Here is a 16,369-nt window from a genome sequence, read left to right as displayed (position 1 = left end):
CAAGCCCAAGTCGAAGCCGAAGCCGAAGCCGACGGCCGAGGCGGGCGCAACCGACGGTCGACGGGCCGGCGAGGGTTCTTGGGCACGGTGGGCGGTCGACCGTTTGGCCGACGCGGGTCGCCGAGGCAGGGCCGGCGGGACGCGGTCGCCGCCGTGATCGAGGGCGCCGGACTGGGCACTGTCATCCCGCTCGACCCGGCCAGCCGGGGACGGGACCTGACGCCGGTGCAGCGCCAGATGCTCGGGCTGGTGCTCGCCACCCTCGCGGGGCCGGGGCTGATCCTCGCCGACGACGTCGACGCGGGCACGGACGGTGCGGACCGCGCCCTGCTCTGGGACCTTCTCGGTCGGCTGACCGACCGGGGCATCGCGGTGGTGGTGACCGCCCGCGAGGTGGAACCGCATCTGCCGTCGATCGTGCACCGACTGGGCCCACCCACAACCGCCGTCGCCGTCGGGACCGCCACCGACCAGGACACCGAGGGGAACCGATGAGCGTCGTCCGACTGGCCTGGTTCGAGCTGCGCCGGATGACCCGGGGGCGGCTGCCGCGCGCCGCGCTGGCCGTGCTGACCGTCGTGCCGCTGCTCTACGGGGCGCTCTACCTCTACGCCTTCTGGGATCCGTACGGAAAGATGGACCGGATTCCGGTCGCCCTGGTGAACGCCGACCGGCCGGCGACGGCAAGCGACGGGTCGGTGGTGCACGCCGGGCAGGACCTGACCGACGAGCTGATCGACCGTCGGGTGTTCGGCTGGCAGGTCACCGACGCCGACGATGCCGACGCGGGGCTGCGCAGCGGCCGGTACCACCTGGTGTTCTCCATTCCGGCGGACTTCTCGGCAACGCTTGCCGCGAGCCCCGAGCCCGGTCAGCCGGCCCAGCGGGGCGAGCTGAAGGTGGTCAACGACGACGCCACCAACTACCTGTCGGGGCTGCTCGCCCGCTCGGCGTTCAGCGAGATCCGGGCCGCCGCGTCCGAGAGCGCCGCGTCGGACTACTTCTCCCGGATGCTTGTGGGTTTCACCGATGCCAAGGCCGAGACTCATCGGGCCGCCGACGGCGCCGGTCAGCTCGCCGACGGGCTGGGCAGCTCGAAGGAGGGCGCTGGTCGTATCGCCGACGGGTTGGACAGCTCGGCCGATGGCGCCGGGCAGGTCGCCGACGGGTTGGACAGGTCCGCGGCCGGGGCGGGCCGGCTCTCAGCCGGCCTGGACGCGAGCGCGCGGGGCGCCGACGAGTTGGCCACCGGATTGGTCCAACTGCGAACCGGCGCCGCGCAGCTCGCCGACGGCACCGCGCGCGCCGCGGCGGCGACCCGCGCGGTCGCCAGCAAGGTGGACGGTGCGGCCTCGACCATCGAGCCGGTGCTGCGGGAGAACGCCGAGCGGATCGAGCGGTCGGCCACGGCCATCGCCGACGGGGCGCAGGCGCTCTCCGACGGCCTGGACGCGCTGCCGCAGCGGGCGCGGAAGGCCCAGACCCAGGCCCAGGTGGTGCGCGATCGGCTGGACGCCCTGGTCGCCGCGCACCCGGAGCTGGCCGACGATCCGACAGTCGTCGCCGCCCGGACGGCAGCGGCGGCAGGAGTCGAGGCGGCGCGGGCGGTCGTCGACGGTCTCGACCAGGCCGACCTGACCGCGCTGCGCGAGCGGATGACCGCGGTGGCCGCCACGGCCCGGCAGATCGCCGCCGCGGCGCCGCACCTGGCCGACGACGTGGCCACCGCACGCGCCAAGGTCGACGAGCTGGCAGCCGGGCTGGGCACCCTCGCCGACGGCAGCGCCCAACTGCGCGACGGTCTCGGAGACGCGGCGACCGGGGCCGAGCAGCTGCGGGGCGGGCTGTTCCGCCTGGCCACCGGGGCCCGCGAGCTGGACGGTGGGCTCGACCGGCTCAGCACCGGCGGCGACCGGCTCGCCGACGGCCTGATCCGGCTGGAGAGCGGCGCCGGCGAGTTGGCCTCCGGGCTGACCCGGCTGGGCGGCGGGGCCGGCGACCTCGCCGACGGCCTGGCCGACGGCGAGAAGAAGATCCCGGGGTACGACGACGCGGACGCCCGCTCGGGCATCCTCGGCGATCCGGTGTCCCTGGACCGTTCGGCCCGCCACCCGGCCGGCTCGTACGGGGTCGGCTTCGCGCCGTACTTTCTCGGTCTGGCGCTCTGGGTCGGCGCGATGATCACGTACATGCTGCTGCGGCCGGTCAACCGGCGGCACGTCATGTCCGGCGCTCCCGCCTGGCGGGTCGCGCTGGCCGGCTGGATGCCCGCCGCGGCGGTCGGGTTGGCCCAGGCCGGGGTGCTCTTCACAGTGGTGACGCTGGTGCTGGGGCTGGACCCGGTGCGTCCCGCCGTGACGCTGGGTCTGCTGGCGCTGGTCTCGCTCGCCTTCACCGCGATCATGCAGTGGCTGGGGGCCCAGCTCGGCCCCGCCGGTCGGCTCGCCGCGCTGGCCCTGTTGATGCTTCAGCTCACGTCGTCGGGCGGCACCTACCCCGTCCAGACCTCGCCCGGCTTCTTCCAGGCGATCCACAGCTGGTTGCCGATGAGCTACGTGGTGGCGGGGCTGCGGCACACCATCAACGGCGGTCCGGCCGGCCCGGTGGTGACGGCGGTGTTCGTGCTGCTCGGCTTCACGGTGGCGGCGCTGGCCCTGACCGCCGCCGCGGCCCGTCGCTCACGCCGGCTCACCCCGGCGAAGCTGCATCCCGAGCTGACCATGTGAGGATGGGCCGGTGACGGACGGACGGTCGAGGCGGCGGGAGGACACCCGTCAGCGGCTCTTCGTCGCCGCGGTGGACCTCATCGCCGAGCGCGGCTTCTCCGCGACCACCGTGGACGACATCGCGGCCCGGGCCGGTGTCGCGAAGGGCACGGTCTACTACAACTTCGAGTCCAAGACGGTGCTCTTCGAGGAGTTGTTGCGCCACGGCATCGGCCTGCTCACCGCCGAGTTCCGGGCGGCGGTCGCCGGGCAGCCGCCGCGCGCCGCGCTGGCGGCCCTGGTCCGCGCCGAACTGGAGTACATCCGCCGGTACCGGGCCTTCGCTCAACTGCTGCTGTCGGAGATGTGGCGGACCAACCGGGAGTGGCAGCAGACGTTGCGGCTGCTGCGCGGCGAGGCGATCGAGGTGATCGCCGAGACCGTACGGGCCGGGGTGGACAGCGGGGACCTGCCGGCCGATCTGGACGTGCCCACCGCCTCCTCGGCGCTGTTCGGGGTGGGTCTGGTGGTGGCCGTGGACTGGCTGGTGTTCCAGCCCGACCGGCCCATCGCCGACGTGCAGGAGGCGCTGCTCGGCATCGTGCGCCGGGTCGCCCAGACCTGACCGCAGGGCCTGCTCAGGGCGGGTAAATCGGTTGAGTCGACGGGTCTGCTGCCGGCACGCTGGGTGTTCCGCCACCCACGTCCGGAGGAACTCCGATGCGCCTGCTCCGTGATCTGTGGGGCACCTCGCCGCGCCGCCTCGCGCTCGTCGCCGTCCTGATCGTGCTCGGCGCGGCCGGTCAGGCGGGCGCCTCGGCGCTCGCCGGCGCGGTCCTCGTACACCGGTCGACGAGCTCCTTCACGGTCCTGGCCGCGGCGCTGGCCGCCGTGGTCCTCAGCGATCTCGTGGTGAGCCTGTTGATGGCCGGGCTCACCGCCGACTGGTCCGCGGACGTCCGTCGGCGGCTCTGCCGGGTCGCGCTCGGGCAGGACCTGCCGAGCCTCGAGACCACGCCGGTGGGGGAGCTGCTCGACCGCATCGACGGGGACGTCTACCAGGTGGCGTCGGCGGTGCGAAACCAGGGCTCGCGCCTCGCCCAGGGGCTCTGCGTCGGCCTGCTGTCGATGGTGGTGGCGCTGGCCGTGTGGTGGCCGGCCGGGATAGCGATGCTGCTGCTCACGGTGCTGCTGGGGGTGGGTCTGCGCCGGCCCACGGCGCGGATCGGCCCCGCCCGGATGGTCGAGGAGGAGGCCTGGTCGGACCTGGCCGCCGTGATGGAGGAGGCGGTGCACGGTCAGGACGACGTGCGGACCAGCCTCGCCCAGCCGTACGTGCTGCGGCTGTACGCCCGGCGGGCCGCCACCGTGCTGTCCCGCGGCAACCGGGTCTGGACGCTGTCCGCCCGGGTGGCGACTGTCGCCACCGCGACGATCCGGGTCGGCGTCGGCGGGGTGGTGCTCGGCGGGGCCTGGGCCCTGGCCACCGGCCGGGTCGACGCCGCCAGGCTCACCGCGATCTGGCTGCTCGCCCTGGCCTTCGGGGCCACCGCCGAACACGTCAGCCGGATGGTGCCCGAACTCCAGGAGGCCCTCGGCGCGTGGGCCCGGGTGCAGCTGCTCCAGAAGGCCCGGCAGGAGCCGGTCGGCGGGATCAGCCCGACCGAGGGTGACCTGCGCATCCGGGACCTGACGTTCGGCTACGAGGTGAGCGGCCCGGAGAGCGGGCGGGGTCCGGCCCTGCGCGGGCTCAGCCTGACCTTCGCGCGCGGCCGGTCGTACGCCCTGATCGGGCGGACCGGGTCGGGCAAGTCGACACTGGCGAAGGTGCTCACCCGGGCCGTGGACGTGCCGCCCGGCACCGTGTTCCTCGGCGACACCGACCTGTGCGACCTCGACGTCGAAGAGCTGCGCCGCTGGGTGGCGCTGGTGCCGCAGCGCACCGAGATCCTGGCCGGCACGCTCGCCGAGAACGTCGCGCTCTACGACCCGGAGCTGCTCGACGCCGCTGCCCGGGCGTTGGACGAGCTGGGCCTGGCCGGCTGGATCGCCGAGCTGCCCGACGGGCTGGCGACCCGGCTGGGGGAGGGCGGGCACGTGCTCTCCGCCGGCCAGGAGCAGTTGGTGGCGTTCGCCCGGATCCTGGTGCGCGATCCGCACGTCGTGATCCTCGACGAGGCCACCGCCCGGCTGGACCCGGTGACCGAGGCGCGGGTGCAGCGGGCCACCGAACGACTGCTGCGCGACCGGATCGGCATCGTCATCGCCCACCGGCTCTCCTCGGTGCGTCGCTGCGACGAGGTGGTGGTGCTGGCCGACGGCGCGGTGGTCGAGGCCGGCCCGCTGGAGACGTCGACGCGCTTCGCCGAGCTGCTGGCGACCAGCCACGCCGCCGTGTACGCCGGCGGGGCCTCGACGTTCCGGTCCGGCGGCGGCACCGACCTGTTGACCGGTCCGGACGCCGCCGGCACCGACCTGCTGGTCGGCCCGCAGGCCGCCGGCGTCGACCTGTTGAGCGGCTCCGAGACGCCCGGCACCCGCTCGGGCGCTGGTCCGGTCGACCCGGCGGTGACGGGTGAGCCGGGGCCGGCGGGACGGGCCGAGCCGCCGCCGCTGCCACCGACCCCGCCGGCCCGCACCTTCCGGGAGATCCTCCGGCTCTGCACCAACGACCCCCGGTACGGCGCGGCGGCGATAATGCTGTTCCTCGGGCTCAGTCTGCTCGGGCTGGATGGCCCGCTGCTGCCGTGGCTCTGGGCCGATCTGGTCGACGGGACCGGCAGCCCGTACCTGCCGGCGCTGGGCATCGTGACCGGGCTGCTGGTCACCCTGCCGCTGCCGTACTACACGCACGTCTGGTTCCCGCACTGGTGGGTGCGGCAGATGCTGCGGATCGGCCTGCGTCTGGTGCACGGCCAGACCGGCCCGCGCCGGGTCAGCTCGCACACCCCGGCCGAGGTCGTGGCGCAGGGCGGGGACACCGAGCGCGTGGTGCAACTCGCCGACAACGTGCTCGACCAGACGGTCGCGCTGGTCCTGGTGGTCGCCATGACCGCGGTCACCGGCAGCGTCGTACCGGGGCTGTTCTTCCTCGGCACGATGGTCGTCTCCGGACTGGCCGCGACGCTGTTCGGCCCGAAGCTGGAGCGTGCGGCCCGGGCGACAGTGACGGCGCGGGCGGCGTTCGCCACTGCCCTGGTCTCCGCGCTCTCCGCGGCGCGGACGGTGAAGCTCGCCGGTGCCACGGCGGCGGTGCTGCGTCACCTCGCGGTCCTGGACGCGCTGCGCAGTGACCGGCAGCGACGGGAGATCTCGGTGCAGGTGTGGTCGCGGTCGACGCCGTCGGTGGCCAGTGGCCTGCTGCCGATCGGCGCGTGGGCCCTCTACCTGGGCGGCGAGCTGTCGGCCGGCGCGGTGTTGGTGGCCGTGTCCACGCTTGGCGCGGCCCGCTGGTTCGCCTGGACGACCGCGTCGTTGATCTCCCAGCTGCCGTCGGCGCGGGTGTGGACCCGCCGGACGGTGGCGATGACGGGTGTGGGCGCGTACACGGCGGCGGTGCCGGCGGTCGACCTGGCCGCCGGGACCGCACCCGCGCCGACGTCGCCGCCCCGCAACCCGCTGCGCCGGTTGGAGCTGCGCCGCTTCTCGGTGGTGCACTCCGACGGCACGGTCGCTGTCCGGGACGTGGACCTGACGGTGCAACGCGGGCAGTTGGTGCTGGTCGTGGGGCCGGTCGGGTCGGGCAAGTCCTCGCTGCTGCGGGCGCTGGCCGGCATCGTGCACCACACCGGCGAGCTGTCGTGGAACGGCGACCCGGTCACCGAGCCCGAGCTGTTCCTGCGCCCCAACCAGGTCGGCTACGTCGGCCAGTTGCCGAGGGTGCTCTCCGGCACGGTGGCCGACAACATCGCGCTCGGCCACGAGGTGGACGCGGCCGGCGCGGTCAGCACCGCCCAGCTCGACCACGACCTGGCCGCCGCCGGCGGTGGGCTGGGTCTGCTGATCGGGCACAAGGGCACCCGGCTCTCCGGCGGCCAGCTTCAGCGGCTGGCGCTGGCCCGGGCGCTGGCACCGCGTACCGAACTGCTCGTCGCCGACGACGTGTCGTCGGCGCTCGACGTCACCACCGAGCTGGCGCTGTGGCGGGCGTTGCGGGCGCACGGGGTGACGGTTGTCGGGTCGACCGCGAAGCGTGCCGCGCTGGTCCGCGCCGACCACGTGGTGGTGCTGCACGCCGGGGCGGTGGCGGCGCAGGGCACCTGGCGGGAGCTGGAGGGCGACTGGTCGCACCTGGCCGGCTGACGGTCGGGCGGCTGCCGGCGACGGCAGCCGCCCGACCGGCGGGAATCACCAGGCGCGGGCGTACTGGGCGGGCCCGCTGTACGCGACGCCGAGCTTCGCTGCGGCGCGGCGCGGCCAGTACGGGTCGCGCAGCAGTTCCCGGCCGAGCAGCACCAGGTCGGCCTCGCCGTTGGCGACGATCTGCTCGGCGTGCTCCGGCTCGACGATCAGGCCCACCGCGCCGGTCGGCACGCCCGCCTCGCGGCGGATCTGGGCGGCCAGCGGCACCTGGTAGCCGGGGCCGAGCGGGATGCGCTGGTCGGTGCTGACGCCGCCGGAGGAGGTGTCGACCAGGTCGACGCCGACGCCGGCCAGCTCACCGGCGAGCACCACGCTGTCCTCGACGGTCCAGCCGCCCTCGACCCAGTCGGTGGCGGAGATCCGGGTCAGCACCGGCACGCTCTCGCCGACCGCGGCGCGCACCGCGCGGGCGACCTCCAGGGTGAGCCGCATCCGGGCGGCCCGATCGCCGCCGTAGGAGTCGGTGCGGTGGTTGGTCAGCGGCGACAGGAACTCGTTGAGCAGGTAACCGTGCGCGGCGTGGATCTCCACGGCGGCGAAACCGGCCGCGAGCGCCCGCTCGGCCCCGGCGGCGAACGCGTCGATCAGGTTGGCGATGCCCGCCGCGTCGAGGGCGGTCGGCGTCCGGTAGCCGGGAGTGAACGGCTCGGCCCCGGGGGCGACGGGCGTCCATCCGCCCTCGCCGTCCGGCACCCCGCCGCGCTCCGGCGCCCACGGCCGGTAGGTGGAGGCCTTGAAACCGGCGTGCGCGAGCTGGATGGCCGGCACCGCGCCGTGGGCGGCGACGAACGCGGTCACCGGCCGCCAGGCGTCCACGTGCGCGTCGGACCACAGCCCGGTGTCCTGCGGAGAGATCCGACCCTCGGGGAGTACGGCGGTCGCCTCGGTCAGCACCAGCCCGGCCCCGCCGACCGCGCGGCTGCCCAGGTGGATGAGGTGCCAGTCGGTGGGCAGGCCGTCCGGTCCGGCCGAGTACTGGCACATGGGCGCCACGGCGATCCGGTTGGGCAGGGTGACGCCGCGCAGGGCCAGGGGAGTGAACAGGGAGCTCATAGGGTCATCCTCTCCGAAACGGCGACGGGCCCCCGGGAGAGGGGGCCCGTCGCCGTGCGGTGAACGGGTCAGGCAGGGACGGGGCTGAGCTCGGGCCGGGTCTCCGCGACCGGCTCCGGCTCGGTCAGGTCGCGTCGACCGGCGGACTCGTACGCGGCCCGGTCGAGGGTGCCCTCACGGGCAGCGACAACTGTCGGCACGAGCGCCTGCCCGGCCACGTTGGTGGCGGTGCGGATCATGTCCAGGATCGGGTCGATGGCGAGCAGCAGGCCGGCGCCGGCCAGCGGCAGACCCAGCGTGCTCAGGGTGAGGGTGAGCATGACGATCGCCCCGGTCAGGCCGGCGGTGGCCGCCGAGCCGACCACCGAGACGAACGCGATGAGCAGATAGTCGGTGACGCCGAGCTGCACGCCGAACACCTGCGCCACGAAGATCGCGGCGAGGGCCGGGTAGATCGCGGCGCAGCCGTCCATCTTCGTGGTGGCGCCGAACGGCACCGCGAACGAGGCGTACTCGCGGGGGACGCCGAGCCGCTCGACGGAGCGCTGGGTCACCGGCATGGTGCCCACCGAGGAGCGGGACACGAAGGCCAGCTCGATGGCGGGCCAGGCGCCGGCGAAGAAGCGCAGCGGGTTGAGCCGGCCGGCGAGGATCAGCACCAGCGGATAGACCACGAACAGCACGATGGCGCAGCCGACGTAGACGGCGGTGGTGAACTTCGCGAGGGGCGCCAGCAGGTCCCAGCCGTACGAGGCGACGGCGTTGCCGATCAGGCCGAGGGTGCCGATCGGGGCGAGCCGGATGACCCACCACAGGGCCTTCTGCACGATTTCCAGCAGCGAGCGGTTCAGCGCCACGAAGGGCTCGGCGGCGTCGCCGACCAGCAGGGCGGCGGCACCGACCACGAGGGCGAGGAAGACGATCTGGAGGACGTTGCCCTCGACGAACGCGCCGACCGGGTTGGTGGGCACGATGCCGGTGAGGAAGTCGGTCCAGGAGCCGGTGTTCTTGGGCGGGGTCGCGCCATCCACGTCGAGGCTCACGCCGCGGCCCGGGTTGACGAGCAGGCCGAGGCCGATGCCGATGCTCACCGCGATCAGCGCGGTGATGCCGAACCACATCAGGGTCTTGAGCGCGAGCCGGGCGGCGTTGGCCACGCCGCGCAGGCTGACCACGCTGACCACGATGGCGGTGAAGACCAGGGGCGGCACGGCCAGCTTGAGGAGCTGGATGAAGAGGCTGCCGACGGTGTGCAGGGTGCTGGTCAGCCAGCTCAGGTCGTTGCTGCGGGCCAGGAAGCCGAGGGCGACGCCGAGCACGAGGCCGAGGAGGATCTGCACGGAGAAGGGAATCTTGCGCAGGCCGAAGGGCATGAGGTGTCCAATTGTCTGATCTGGTCGGGGTAGGCGCGTGGAGGGCGGCTACGCCGGACAGATGCCGCTGGCCTGCAGTCGGAGATCGACATACAGGCGAACGGTGAGGCCCCAGACATTGGTCATCGCTCGCCGACGATACGCCGATCGGCGCGGTCTGCAAGGCACGATGGCCGTGACGCTCCTTACAAGCCCCGTTCGCGGCGGGTCAGGGCCAGGGCCGTGCCGGTGGCCGCGCCCCACAGCACCGCGAGCCCGAGAACCAGTCGCTCCACCACGCCGACCAGGGTGCCCCGGCCGACCACGAGCATGGCCAACCCGATCGTCGCGCACAACGGCAGGGCGAGCACGGCAGTGCCGGCCGCCAACCGGCGGACCATCGCCCCGGCCGGCCCGGACACGGCGAGCGCGACCATGGCGAGGACCACCGCAGCCGTCGCCGCGATGCTCGCGCCCCCGTGCACCAGATCGGCCACCGTGGTCCGCTCGAACGGCGGCAGTGGGCAGCCGGCGGAGCAGGTCACCGCCCCGGACACCGCGGTGAGCACCGCGCCGGTGGCGAGCAGCGCCGGCGCCACCCGGACCCCGGGAGGCAGCGCCGCGGCGATCAGCAGCAACGCGCCGGCCAGGGCGAGAACCCCGATCCGGTACGTCACGGCGTGCGCGCTGCCGGCGATGCCCGCCTCGCTCACGTACCCGGTCAGACCGGGACCGGGACCGGCGACGACCGCTACCGTCACCGCGACCGCGCCGGCCACCGCGCAGCCGGTGGCGGCGGACCCGGCGACCCGGCGGGCGACGTCCCCGCGGGCGGCGGGTGCCGTCGCGGTGCCGGCCCGCCCCGACTCAGTCACGCCCGTGCGGCGTCGTCCAACCGGACTCGTCGGGGCCCAGGGGCACGATGCCTGTCGGGTTGATCTCCCGATGGGTCCCGTAGTAGTGCCGCTTGATGTGGTCGAAGTCCACCGTCTCGCCGAAGCCCGGGGTCTGGAACAGGTCCCGGGCGTACGCCCAGAGCACCGGCATCTCGGTCAGCTTGCTGCGGTTGCACTTGAAGTGCCCGTGGTACGCGGCGTCGAAGCGCACCAGCGTGGTGAACAGCCGCACGTCGGCCTCGGTGATCGTGTCGCCCATCAGGTAGCGCTGCCCGGCCAGGCGTTCGGACAGCGCGTCCAGCCGGGCGAAGAGCGCCCGGAACGCCTCGTCGTACGCCTCCTGGGAGGTGGCGAACCCGCACCGGTAGACGCCGTTGTTGACGTCGTGGTGGATCTCGGCCATCAGCGCGTCCATCTCCGGGCGCAGCGCGACCGGGTACAGGTCGGGTGCGCCGGGCGCGTGCAGCGGCTGCCACTCGGTGGAGAAGTCGAGGGTGAGCTGCGGGTAGTCGTTGGTGACCACCCGGCCGGTAAGCGTGTCGACAAGCGCCGGCACGGTCACCCGGCCGGTGTAGTCCGCGTCGGTGGCCAGGTACGCCTCGGAGAGGAAGCTGACACCGAGGACGGGGTCGAAGCCGTCCGGGTCGAGGGCGAACGCCCAGCCGCGTTCGTCCCGGATCGGGTCGACGGTGCCCAGCGAGATCGCGTCGTCCAGCCCGAGCAGGCCGCGCACGATCCTCGCCCGGTGCGCCCACGGGCAGGCGCGGCACCAGATCAGCCGGTACCGGCCGGCCTCCAGCGGCCAGCGGTCCTGCTCGTCGGGGCCGCCACCCGGCGGGGAGGTCGAGTCGGCGGTGACCCGACCGGTGAACCGGTTGGGCTGGCGGACGAATGCGCCACCACGGCTGGTCTCTGCGCTGAACTGGGCCCGGGCCATGCCGCCAACCTATCCGCTGTGCGCGTGGATATCCTGGCGGCTGGGGAGTCCCCCGCCACCCGGTGGACGCCCGCACCCCCGCCCTTCCCACCCCCGAAGGACTCGCGATGACCGTGGCATACCTGGTGGCCGGTGTCCGTACCCCCATCGGCCGGTACGCCGGCGCGCTGGCCGGCGTCCGCCCCGACGACCTGGCCGCACACGTGATCCGCGAGCTGGTCGCCCGGCACCCGTCGGTGGACTGGGCCCGCGTCGACGACGTCGTACTCGGCTGCGCCAACCAGGCCGGCGAGGACAACCGCAACGTGGCCCGGATGGCGGCGCTGCTCGCCGGCCTGCCCGAGGAGGTGCCGGGCAGCACCGTCAACCGGCTCTGCGGCTCCGGCCTGGACGCCCTCGCCATCGCCGCCCGGTCCATCGTGGCCGGCGAGACGGACCTGGTGGTCGCCGGCGGGGTGGAGAGCATGAGCCGGGCGCCGTTCGTCGTGCCGAAGGCGACCTCGGCGTACTCCCGCTCGGCCGAGATGTACGACACGACCCTGGGCTGGCGGCTGGTCAACCCGCTGATGCGGGACGGTTGGGGAGTCGACTCGATGCCGGAGACGGCGGAGAACGTGGCCGCCGAGTACGGCGTCGACCGGGCCGAGCAGGACGCGTTCGCGTACCGCTCGCAGCAGCGCGCCGCCAAGGCGCAGGCCGACGGCCGGTTCGCCGAGGAGATCGTGCCGGTGTCCGTGCCCGCCGGTCGCCGCGAGACCCGACTGGTCGAGGTCGACGAGCACCCCCGGGAGACGTCGCTGGAGAAGCTGGCCGCCCTGCCCACCCCGTTCCGCGACGGCGGCACGGTGACCGCCGGCAACTCCTCGGGCGTCAACGACGGGGCGGTCGCGCTGCTGGTGGCCAGTGAGGCGGCGGTGCGACGGTACGGCCTCACCCCGCTGGCCCGCATCGGCGGCGCGGCGACGGCCGGCGTACCGCCGCGGATCATGGGAATCGGCCCGGTGCCGGCCACCCGCAAGCTGCTCGACCGGGTGGGCGTGGAGCTGGGCGCAGTCGACGTCGTCGAGCTGAACGAGGCGTTCGCCGCGCAGTCCGTGGCGGTGCTGCGCGAGCTGGGGTTGCCCGTCGACGCCGAGCACGTCAACCCGAACGGTGGCGCGATCGCGCTCGGGCATCCGCTGGGCGCCAGCGGCGCGCGGCTGGCGCTCACCGCCGCCCTGGAGCTGCGCCGTCGCGGCGGCCGCCGGGCCCTCGCCACCATGTGCATCGGCGTCGGGCAGGGCATCTCGCTGCTGCTGGAGTCGGCCGCCTGAGCGCGGAAAGTTACGTGAAGGGATCTCCCGTACGTGGGAGTCGGCGGCCTAGAGTGGTCCACACCACACGACCCGCGGGGTCGGCCGGCGGTCGCGCGCGCTCGTCGACGCCGGTGCCGCCTCGCGCCGCGGCGACGAACTGGGGAGCACACCGATGCCGGACGCACTGCCGACCGAGATTGACCTGACCAGGCCGAGCGCGGCCCGGGTGTACGACTACTTCCTGGGCGGGGCGCACAACTTCGAGGTCGACCGGCAGCTGGCCGAGCAGATCGCCAGCATGACCCCGAATCTCGCCGCCACCATGCGCTCCGGTCGGGAGTTCCTGCGCCGCGCCGTCCGGGCGCTGCTCGACGCCGGCATCGACCAGTTCCTCGACATCGGCTCCGGCATCCCGACCGTGGGCAACGTGCACGAGGTGGCCCAGGCGGCCAACCCGAAGGCCCGGGTGGTCTACGTCGATATCGATCCGGTGGCCGTCGCGCACAGCCGTGAACTGCTCGCCGGCAACGACCTGACCGGGGTGATCCACGCCGACCTGCGCGAGCCGGAGCGGATCCTCGCCGAGACCCGGCGGCTCGGGCTGATCGACTTCAGTCGACCGATGGGCATCCTGCTGGCCGGGGTGGTGCACTTCATCCCGGACGCCGACGGTCCCGAGGAGATCCTGTCCACCCTGCGGGCCGCCGCCGCGCCCGGCAGCTTCCTGGTCATCTCGCACTCCACCTTCGAGGACCAGCCGCAGGAGATGCTGGACGCCCAGCGCCTCTCCGCCCGGACGGCCACCGAGATCACCCTGCGCTCCCGCGCGCAGGTCACCGGCTTCTTCGGCGACTGGACGGTGCTCGAACCGGGCGTGGTGCACATGCCACTGTGGCGTCCCGACTCGCCGGCCGACGTGGACGAGCACCCCGAGCGGTTCGGCGCCTTCGGGGGCGTGGCCCGGTACGACCAGCCCGCCGGCTGAACGCAGTGGCCGCCGTCCCGGACCCCACCGGGGTCGACGTCGGCCGGGGCGGCGCCCAGGGCTTCGCCGCCGACTGGGCCCGCGCCGTACGCCGCATCGGCTTTGTGCCGCTCAGCGCGGCCGAGACCGAGCGGCTGTTGCTGCTGCACACCGTCCGGCTGGCCCAGGTGGTGCGGGCCGAGCCGTTCAGCGCGCGTCCCGCCGAGGAGGTCGGGCGGGCGCTGGTGGAGGCGCATCTGACCGAGCCCCGGGCGTTGGAGTGGTCGCTGCGCGCGCTCGGCGAGGCCTTCCCCGACCGGGTCCTGGCGACCGGCGACCGGCCGCCCGACCTGGGCGAGCGCATCGCCGCGGTGCAGGGCGGGTTGGCCGCCGGGTTCGCCCGCGCGCTGCGCGACCGGACCTTCACCCAGCAGGAGCGCATCGCCCGCTCGGCCTGGCAGGCCCGCGACGAGGTCGAGCAGGCGTTGCGCGACAGTGAGGCGCGGTTCCGGGCGGTCTTCACCGGCGCGGCGATCGGGATCGGCATCGCCGGGGTGGACGGCCAGATCATCGACGTCAACACGGCGTTCGCCGACATGCTCGGCTACTCGATCGAAGAGTTGTGCGAGATGAACGTGGCGGAGCTGTTCCACGCCGACGACGCCGCCGGCATGTGGGAGCTGTACCAGGAGCTGATCGAGGGCAAGCAGGACTCGGTCCGGGTGGAGAAGCGCTACCACCGCAAGGACGGCAGCATCGTCTGGACTGACCTGGCGGTGTCGCTGATCCGGTACGACGACGGGCGACCCCGGTTCACCGTCGCCATGATCGAGGACATCACCGAGCGGTACGAACTCCAGCAGCGGCTGCGTTTCCAGGCGCTGCACGACCCGTTGACCGGGCTGCCCAACCGGACCCTGTTCTTCGAGACGCTGGGCCGGGTCTTCGACACCGCCGGGCCCGCTCAACGGGTCGGGGTGTGTTTCCTCGACCTGGACGGCTTCAAGGCGATCAACGACAGCCTCGGCCACGACCTCGGCGACCGGCTGTTGGTGGCGATCGGCCGGCGGCTCGCCGAGTGCGTGGCGGACCACGGCCACCTGGTCGCCCGGATGGGCGGCGACGAGTTCGTCATCCTGGTCGACGGCGGCGACGACGTCGACGACGCGGTGGCCGTGGCGGAGGCCGCGCTGGCCGCCGTCGCCGCCCCGGTGCACCTCGGCGACCAGCAGTTGGCGGTCTCCGCCAGCGTGGGCATCGTGGACTGCCCGGCCGCGGAGACCACCGCCTCGGAGCTGATGAAGGCCGCCGACACGACGCTCTACTGGGCCAAGGCGGCCGGCCGCGGCCGGTGGGCGGTGTACGACCCGGAGCGCAGCGCCCGCGACCTCGCCCGGTCGGCGCTGGTCGCCGGGCTGCCGGCCGCACTGGACCGGGGCGAGTTCGTGCTGCACTACCAGCCGATCGTGTCGCTGCTGGAGGGCACGATGCTCGCGGTCGAGGCGTTGGTCCGCTGGGAGCACCCGGAGCTGGGGCTGATCGGCCCGGACCGCTTCATCGGCCTCGCCGAGGAGACCGGCCTGATCGTCCAGCTCGGCGAGTGGGTGCTGCGGCGGGCCTGCCACGACGCCGAACGCTGGCGGCGGGAGTTCCCCGAGGCCCGGCTGGTGGTCAGCGTCAACCTGGCCGCCCGGCAGGCCGACGACCCGGCGATCGTCGCGACGGTGGCGGACGCGCTGGCCACCAGCGGCCTGCCGGCGGAGTTGTTGCAGCTGGAGTTGACCGAGAGCGCCGTGATGGGCAGCGCCGGCGAGCCGCTGCGCAGCCTGCACCGACTCGCGGCGCTGGGCGTCCGGCTGGCGGTCGACGACTTCGGCACCGGATACTCCAACCTGGCGTACCTGCGGCGGCTGCCGATCCACTGCCTGAAGCTGGCCGGCCCGTTCGTCGAGGGCATCCGCGCCGACGGGACGGACGTGGTGGCGGACCACCGCGACGAGCGGATCGTCGACGCGCTGGTCCGGTTGGCGCACGCGCTGGAGCTGTGGGTCACCGCCGAGGCGGTGGAGACGCCGGTGCAGGCCGAGCGGCTGCGGGCGCTGCGCTGCGACACCGGGCAGGGGCGGTACTTCGGCGCACCGGCGCCGGCCGAGGAGATCACCGCCCGGCTGCGGCGGGCGGCGGTGTGAGCGGTGGGTCGGGGCGGTCCCGACGGTGGCGACGGAAGGCGACGGCGTGAGCCTGAACGACTCGCAGACGGTGGTCACCGTGGTGGCCGCGTTGGCCATCCTCGCCGGGCTGGCTGGTGTGGTGGTGCCCGGCCTGCCGGCGTTGCCGCTGTGCTGGGGTGGGGTGCTGGTCTGGGCGATCTTCGGCGGCGCCGGCCCGGGTGGCTGGGCGGTGTTCGCCGTCGCGACAGTTGTCGCGGTCGGGGGCATCGTCGTGAAGTACCTGTGGCCGGGCAGGAACCTCAAGCGCACCGGCGTGCCGACGTCGTCTCTGCTGGCCGGGGGCGTGCTCGGCCTGGTGGGGTTCTTCGTGATCCCCGTGATCGGTCTGCTGCTGGGCTTCGTCGCGGGAGTGTGGGCAGCGGAGCGGCTGCGCCTCGGCAGCAACCGGCTCGCCTGGCCGTCCACCGTGCAGGCGCTCAAGGCGGCCGGCCTGTCCATGCTTGTGGAATTCCTGGCCGGCCTGACCATCGGCGCCCTCTGGGTAGCCGGCCTCCTCCTGACCTGACCCGCCCGTCACCGGGGGCGGAGGGCGGCGCGGGGCATGTGTGGGTACGGCGGTTGCCGTACGGAGAGA

Annotated in this window: 12 protein-coding genes; 8 read left to right on the top strand and 4 right to left on the bottom strand. The window is 74.0% G+C overall.

What is annotated here, in order from left to right:
* Nucleotides 1–153 precede the first annotated feature (153 nt).
* The 4 genes from AB0B97_RS28550 (at nt 154) to AB0B97_RS28535 (ending at nt 7,007) form a co-directional block, all read left to right on the top strand.
* Entirely contained in the window at nt 154–495 is a 342-nt protein-coding gene (locus AB0B97_RS28550) for an ABC transporter ATP-binding protein (protein ID WP_357498091.1), read from the top strand.
* Nucleotides 492–2,726 carry a YhgE/Pip domain-containing protein gene (locus tag AB0B97_RS28545; RefSeq protein ID WP_357497992.1) on the top strand — a complete coding sequence of 745 codons (2,235 nt, stop codon included), beginning with the start codon at nt 492–494 and terminating at the stop codon, nt 2,724–2,726. Before AB0B97_RS28550 ends, AB0B97_RS28545 begins: the two co-directional genes overlap by 4 nt.
* A 10-nt stretch (nt 2,727–2,736) precedes the next feature.
* The gene (locus AB0B97_RS28540; RefSeq protein ID WP_234584256.1) at nt 2,737–3,330 is read left to right on the top strand and encodes a TetR/AcrR family transcriptional regulator; all 594 of its coding nucleotides are present in this window, start codon (nt 2,737–2,739) and stop codon (nt 3,328–3,330) included.
* 95 nt (nt 3,331–3,425) lie between these two features.
* Nucleotides 3,426–7,007, top strand: coding sequence for an ABC transporter ATP-binding protein (locus tag AB0B97_RS28535; protein ID WP_357497989.1), 3,582 nt, complete (start codon nt 3,426–3,428; stop codon nt 7,005–7,007).
* Nucleotides 7,008–7,052: 45 nt separating this feature from the next.
* Here the strand turns inward: AB0B97_RS28535 and AB0B97_RS28530 are convergent, their stop codons facing one another.
* From AB0B97_RS28530 to AB0B97_RS28515, 4 genes are all read right to left on the bottom strand, one after another.
* Nucleotides 7,053–8,120 carry an NADH:flavin oxidoreductase/NADH oxidase gene (locus tag AB0B97_RS28530; protein WP_357497987.1) on the bottom strand — a complete coding sequence of 356 codons (1,068 nt, stop codon included), beginning with the start codon at nt 8,118–8,120 and terminating at the stop codon, nt 7,053–7,055.
* A gap of 68 nt (nt 8,121–8,188) precedes the next feature.
* Entirely contained in the window at nt 8,189–9,481 is a 1,293-nt protein-coding gene (locus tag AB0B97_RS28525; RefSeq protein ID WP_357498089.1) for a dicarboxylate/amino acid:cation symporter, read from the bottom strand.
* Between the two features lie 197 nt (nt 9,482–9,678).
* A complete protein-coding gene (locus tag AB0B97_RS28520) occupies nt 9,679–10,347 on the bottom strand; it encodes a DUF998 domain-containing protein (protein ID WP_357497985.1) in 669 nt (222 codons plus the stop codon).
* Nucleotides 10,340–11,305: a glutathione S-transferase C-terminal domain-containing protein gene (locus tag AB0B97_RS28515; RefSeq protein WP_357497983.1), complete on the bottom strand. Its 966-nt coding sequence runs from the start codon at nt 11,303–11,305 to the stop codon at nt 10,340–10,342. Before AB0B97_RS28515 ends, AB0B97_RS28520 begins: the two co-directional genes overlap by 8 nt.
* 107 nt (nt 11,306–11,412) lie before the next feature.
* Here AB0B97_RS28515 and pcaF point away from each other — a divergent pair, with 107 nt between their 5' ends.
* The 4 genes from pcaF (at nt 11,413) to AB0B97_RS28495 (ending at nt 16,300) form a co-directional block, all read left to right on the top strand.
* Nucleotides 11,413–12,618, top strand: a complete 1,206-nt coding sequence (gene pcaF / locus AB0B97_RS28510; protein WP_357497981.1) for a 3-oxoadipyl-CoA thiolase — start codon at nt 11,413–11,415, stop codon at nt 12,616–12,618.
* A gap of 154 nt (nt 12,619–12,772) precedes the next feature.
* A complete protein-coding gene (locus tag AB0B97_RS28505) occupies nt 12,773–13,585 on the top strand; it encodes an SAM-dependent methyltransferase (RefSeq protein WP_357497979.1) in 813 nt (270 codons plus the stop codon).
* Nucleotides 13,586–13,590: 5 nt separating this feature from the next.
* Nucleotides 13,591–15,753, top strand: a complete 2,163-nt coding sequence (locus AB0B97_RS28500; protein ID WP_357497977.1) for an EAL domain-containing protein — start codon at nt 13,591–13,593, stop codon at nt 15,751–15,753.
* Between the two features lie 46 nt (nt 15,754–15,799).
* On the top strand, nt 15,800–16,300 hold the full coding sequence (locus tag AB0B97_RS28495; RefSeq protein ID WP_234584264.1) for a DUF456 domain-containing protein: 501 nt from the start codon (nt 15,800–15,802) through the stop codon (nt 16,298–16,300).
* Nucleotides 16,301–16,369: the final 69 nt, after the last annotated feature.

Source organism: Micromonospora sp. NPDC049004, from assembly GCF_040649315.1.
Classification (GTDB): domain Bacteria; phylum Actinomycetota; class Actinomycetes; order Mycobacteriales; family Micromonosporaceae; genus Micromonospora.
The sequence above is the reverse complement of the archived record's forward strand: the minus strand, read 5'-3'. Positions and strand labels throughout refer to the sequence as shown.